Annotated in this window: 5 protein-coding genes; 4 read left to right on the plus strand and 1 reads right to left on the minus strand. The window is 48.9% G+C overall.

What is annotated here, in order from left to right:
* Window positions 1-2 precede the first annotated feature (2 nt).
* Window positions 3-122 (plus strand): ChuX/HutX family heme-like substrate-binding protein, encoded by a 120-nt coding sequence (locus tag Q0614_RS12545; RefSeq protein ID WP_366125042.1) that lies wholly within the window; start codon window positions 3-5, stop codon window positions 120-122.
* Between the two features lie 270 nt (window positions 123-392).
* Here the strand turns inward: Q0614_RS12545 and Q0614_RS05395 are convergent, their stop codons facing one another.
* Window positions 393-827 (minus strand): Imm12 family immunity protein, encoded by a 435-nt coding sequence (locus tag Q0614_RS05395; protein ID WP_298787072.1) that lies wholly within the window; start codon window positions 825-827, stop codon window positions 393-395.
* Between the two features lie 377 nt (window positions 828-1204).
* Between Q0614_RS05395 and Q0614_RS05400 the strand changes: the two genes are divergently transcribed.
* From Q0614_RS05400 to Q0614_RS05410, 3 genes are read left to right on the plus strand one after another with little or no spacing between them, the layout of a single operon-like run.
* Complete coding sequence (locus tag Q0614_RS05400; protein WP_298787074.1) at window positions 1205-1804, plus strand: disulfide bond formation protein B; 600 nt, start codon at window positions 1205-1207, stop codon at window positions 1802-1804.
* 20 nt (window positions 1805-1824) lie between these two features.
* On the plus strand, window positions 1825-2433 hold the full coding sequence (locus tag Q0614_RS05405; RefSeq protein WP_298787079.1) for a cytochrome C: 609 nt from the start codon (window positions 1825-1827) through the stop codon (window positions 2431-2433).
* Entirely contained in the window at window positions 2430-4946 is a 2517-nt protein-coding gene (locus Q0614_RS05410) for a molybdopterin guanine dinucleotide-containing S/N-oxide reductase (RefSeq protein WP_298787081.1), read from the plus strand. The genes Q0614_RS05405 and Q0614_RS05410 overlap by 4 nt, the downstream gene beginning before the upstream one ends.
* The last annotated feature ends 405 nt before the right edge of the window (window positions 4947-5351 follow it).

The following is a 5351-nucleotide window of genomic DNA, read 5'->3' on the forward strand; positions in this document are numbered from 1 at the left end:
TCGTGGGCTTTTACGACAAAGCGGGCGAGAATATCTTTAAAATTTACGTCTCGCGTGATGAGAAAGGACAGCTTCTAGCCGAGCAAGACGCGAAATTTGAGGCGCTAAAAGCCGCGATTTAGCGCCTCGCTTAAAATCGTCCTTGCCCCCGCTGCCTGCGCATAGCCTGCTTGAGCTTTAAAGCTCTACGGGGCGCCAACCAAGGCGCTTTAAGCTAGCCAATAAGCTTTCGGGCAAAATTTTAAATTATCGTTGATGATGAAATTCCAAACTCACCTCGTCGCTATTTCGTGTCTTAATGGCGTTTGGAATTTCACTAGCCCGGGCTAGCGTCTGCCTTATCTGAAGCGGAATTTTACCGCTTCAGATAGATAGCCCTTTTAAATTTTATTTCAACAATTTACTACTAAATTTTCAAAAATTTTATTTATATTGTCTTTGTACTGCGTATCGTCAAATTCCAAATTATTATTAGCAATTTTCCGCCCGGTAATATCTCCAAGCTCTATAAGGTACTGCTTGAACTTTTCTAAAAATTTATCTACGTTCGCCCTTTTATCGGAGCTCCACTCGTCTGAGCTAAAATGAATATACGCGATAATTTTTTTGCTTTTAAGATAATATTTCGGTTGATAAATTCCCGATTTCGGAAAATATCTCGACACTTCCCCGCTCAAACAAAGGCAAATATCGATCTTTTGTAGAGACTCTATTTCAAAATCGCTAAAAATCCTTTTAATCTCTTTTCTTGCCGCTCTTATAATATTCGATATATAGATCGGCACATCATCCGCCCCGCCGATAACGGCATTTATGTTAAATTTCACACGGCACCTCGTCCTTAAATTATAAAGTGATATTATTCAAAATTTCGGCTCATTATATCATCTTTATAATATTTATTGAGCGTCGGGGTTACCTAGGGTTTGAAATCGACATATTTTTTATCAAAACAGACCCGAATAAAGATAAATTTTATAAAATCTACCATTTTAATTTCATATCTCAAAAACTTTCCGCCGCCACGCAAAGAGCGTTAAATTTTAAAATTGAAATTTTATACGTTAAGCTTAAAGCTTATAAAACTCCGATATTTAGGGCAATACAGACCTGAATTTTTATCTTTTATTGCTATAATTCCCTCATAAATTTAAATCTTAAGATTAAAAAGTATTCTTAAGAATTTTATAAGACGGAGGAGATCTTGAATAGATTGATTTTGAAGATTTACGCGTGGCAAAATACCGCTACGCCGTGGTTTTGGCTCTTTGTGATAAGCGCAGGCTATCTTGCGACATCATATTTTTTCTTTCAGCGCTGCCTTTTTATGTCGCCTACGCAGATGGGCACCCTCGTGCGTCTGGGCTTTGCCGTAGCGGGCGTGGGCGCGCTCATCGGCTTGCTGCTGCCGTTTGGCTTCATAGCAAGGCTCATTGCCTACGTGCTTGGTTTTGCGGGCGCGATATACGGCTATTTACAAAGCTCCGCGCCGCACACCGCCGCAGATACGGCAAATTGCCTCTCAGCACCCGCTTTCCCTTTTGCGGCGCCGCTTGATAGCCTGCTACCGGAGCTATTTCGCCCCGCAAGCTGCACGGGCACCCCGTCTTTCCCCGCAGGCACCGCGCTTAGCGATGTGCAGAGCTTTTTTAGCGGATTTTACGGCGAGGGATTTTATCTGGTGCCGAGCATTAAATTTGCAGACGCGGCACAGTGCGCTCAGGTAGCGTTTGCGGCATTCGCGGCCGTTTTGGTCGTGATGTTTGCGAGCTTTTTATACGGCAGATTTACGAGAAGTTTTTAAAATTTTAAGAAAGGATAAGCATGAAGTTTTTAAATTCTATTGCGGCTGCGGCGACCCTTACGGCTGCGATCGCAAGCTACGCTGGCGCCGAGGTTAAGGAGGGCGAGACGCTTTACGGCACGGTGCTAAAGCAGGTAAGCGTAAGCGGCGATTTGTCGCACAAGGACGGCAGGCTGCTGCCCACAAACGCCATAGAGGTTTTGGAGGTTAAGGACGGAGTAGTGAAATTTTCGCTCACCGGCTATCAAAATCCAAAGGCGCCCAACGTTATTTATTTCACGCCTAAAGCGCGCATAATCGCGGTGGCGTTTTCGAAGCAGGCTAAATTTCAAAGCGAGAGTTTGGGCGAAGAGGACGGCTTTAATAAGGTTAAAATAACCGCCTACACCGACGAGGGCGCGCTAAGCGGCGACGTGGATAAAATTTTCGCGGGCGCTAAGGAGAAATTCGAAGCCTCGTGTAGCGTCTGTCACGCTTTGCACCAGCCCGCAAGCTACGAAGCTAACAGATGGCCCGGCTACATTAAATCGATGCTTTCGCGCACGCCTATTAGCAAGGATGAGAGCTGGACGGTGGTGCAGTATCTGCAAAAGCACTCCAAGGACGTAAATTTAAAGGATATGAAATGAAAAGACGAAATTTTTTAAAGCTCGGCGCGGCGGTTTCGGCGCTTCCGCTCATCCCAAGCTCGATGCTCGCGGCGGATAAACTTACCGCGCTTAAGAAAAACGGCGAAATTTTAACCGCGGCGCGGTGGGGAATTTTAAAAGCGAGCGTTAAAAACGGCAAGATCGTAAAATCCGCGCCGTGGAAGATTACCTCTAAAATTCCAAATACTCTTCAAAATACGATGGCGGATCTCGTTTATAATACGCGCATCAAAGCGCCGATGGTGCGAAAATCTTACCTCGCCGATCCCGATAATCCAAAGCCCGAGCTTCGCGGACTTGACGAATGGGTCGAGGTAAAATATGAAGACGCGATCAAACTCGTCGCGCGCGAGCTTAAAAAGACGCGCGAGCAAAAGGGCGCGAGCTCGGTGTTTGCGGGTAGCTACGGCTGGCAGAGCACGGGCAACGTGCATGTCTCAAGGACGCTGCTTCATAGATTTATGAACTTAACCGGCGGCTTTACGGGCGTCACGGGCGATTACTCCACGGGTGCGGCACAGGTCATAATGCCGCATGTAACGGGCTCAAATCAGGTTTATGAGCAGCAAACCTCGTGGCCCGTGGTGCTTGAAAACTCCAAAGTTGTGGTCTTTTGGGGGCTAAATCCGATCTCTACGCTTCGCGTGGCGTGGACGAGCTCGGACGAGCAGGGATTTAAGTATTTCGAGCAGCTAAAAAACAGCGACAAAGAGATCATCATCATCGATCCGATCAAAACCGTAAGCGGCAAGTATTTCGAGGGCAAAGCGCGATGGATCGCCCCTCGCCCTAACACCGACGTAGCGATGATGCTAGGTATGGCGCAGTACCTCTACTCGCAGGGCAAGTACGATAAGGAATTTTTGCAAAATTACACCGTGGGCTTTGAAAAATTCGTGCCGTACCTCACGGGACAGAGCGACGGCGTGGCTAAGACGCCCGAGTGGGCTAGTGAAATTTGTGGCATTAGCGCGGACGTGATCAAAGAGCTTGCGATAAAATTTTACGAAAACCGTACGATGATAATGGCGGGTTGGGGTATCCAGCGCGCTCATCACGGCGAGCAGGCGCACTGGATGATCGTAACTCTATGCGCGATGTTGGGGCAGATCGGGCTTGCCGGAGGGGGCTTCGGTTTTAGCTACCACTACGCTAACGGCGGCGCGCCTACCTGCGCGGGCGGCGTGATCGGCGGAATGAACGCGGCAAGCGTCGGCGTCGTTAAGGACGGCAAATTTTTAGGGCTTGCGCAGGATCAGAAGCAAGGCGGCGAAGCAGCCCAAGCGTGGCTAGCAAATACGGCGAAGGTCGCCTTTCCTCTAGCTCGCATCGCGGACGTGCTGCTAAATCCGGGCAAGACGATCGACGCGAATGGCGCAAAGATCACTTATCCGAAGATCGATTTTATCTACTGGGTCGGCGGAAATCCTATCGTGCATCATCAAGATACTAACACCAATATCAAGGCTTGGCGCAAGCCGCGCACTATCGTAGTGAATGAAATTTACTGGACGCCTACTGCGAAGATGGCGGACATCGTGTTCCCGACCACGACGGAGTATGAGCGCAACGACATCACGATGAGCGGAGACTACTCCAATATGCATATAATCCCGATGAAGCAGGTCGTCGCTAAGCAGCACGGCGCGAAGGACGATTATCAAATTTTTACCGACCTTTGCAAGGCTTATGCAGATGGGCTTGCCGAGGTTTATACGGACGGCGGCAAAACGGAGATGGACTGGATCAAGGAATTTTACGAAGGGGCGGCGAGCGCCGTGAACGCAAACACCGCTTTAGGCATTCAGATGCCGAGCTTCGAGCAGTGGTGGGAGAAAAACGAGCCGACGGAATTTTACGAAACGCCAGAGAGTGCCGCATACGTGAGCTTTGAGGATTTTAGAAACGATCCCGTTTTGGAGGCTTTGGGAACGCCTAGCGGGCTGATCGAAATTTACTCCGATACGATTGCTGCGATGAACTACAAAGACTGCGGCGCGCATCCGATGTGGTTCGAGCCCGTCGAGTGGCTCGGGATGAAGGATAAGCCTGCGAAATTTCACCTGCTTAGTCTGCATCCGTATGACCGCTTGCATTCGCAGCAGAGCAACACCTCAAATCGCAAGAGATACGCCGTCGCGGATCGCGAGCCGGTGCTAATAAATACCGAGGACGCTAAGGAGCTAGGTATCAAGCAGGGCGATCTGGTGCGCGTATATAACGCTCGCGGCGAAATTTTGGCGGGAGCCAACGTAAGCGACGACATAATGCGCGGTGTGGTGCAGATCTTCGAAGGCGCGTGGTACGATCCTAACGCCGAGGGGCTTTGCAAAAACGGAAATCCGAACGTGCTTACGATCGATCTTCCTACGAGCGAGCTTGCCAACGGCAACATCGCGCACACGGCGTTAGTAAATATCGAGCTTTATAAACACAAGGCGGGCGAAGATATCAAACTAACCGCGTTTATGCCGCCTAAAGGGGCGAGGTAAGGATCAGGAGCGGTCTGGGGTTTAAGACTGGCTCATTGCTGGCTTGGACTAGATACGCCGATCCTCTATAGGCTTTAGCCAAACTCGCCGTGGTTTTGCTACGGCGAGGCATATCGATTTCGACTTGCCGCTGCTTTATATAGTCCGGCTGTGTATTGGGACCAATTTGCTTGCTATAGCCTCGCGACTTCAACGATAGGTCACGGAGCTGATTTAAATTTTATAGCCTTGCGCTTGCAGTGATGACTGAGTTGATTTGATTTATCGTAACTTTGAGCTGTGTGGCAGGCTAGAGATAACAGCGAGCGGTATTTGCCTCGCCGCCCACTCTACCCTATTCGCTCGCGAAATTCCCGCTAAATTTAAGAACTCGCCGTTTGGGCTAAAATTTCAATCCAAACTAAA

Source organism: uncultured Campylobacter sp. (genome assembly GCF_937997595.1).
GTDB lineage: Bacteria > Campylobacterota > Campylobacteria > Campylobacterales > Campylobacteraceae > Campylobacter_B.

Bases quoted from the DNA above. Each gene is read 5' to 3' on its own strand.
- Q0614_RS05405 (WP_298787079.1), top strand. From the start codon at position 1,825: ATGAAGTTTTTAAATTCTATTGCGGCTGCGGCGACCCTTACGGCTGCG.
- Q0614_RS05410 (WP_298787081.1), top strand. From the start codon at position 2,430: ATGAAAAGACGAAATTTTTTAAAGCTCGGCGCGGCGGTTTCGGCGCTT.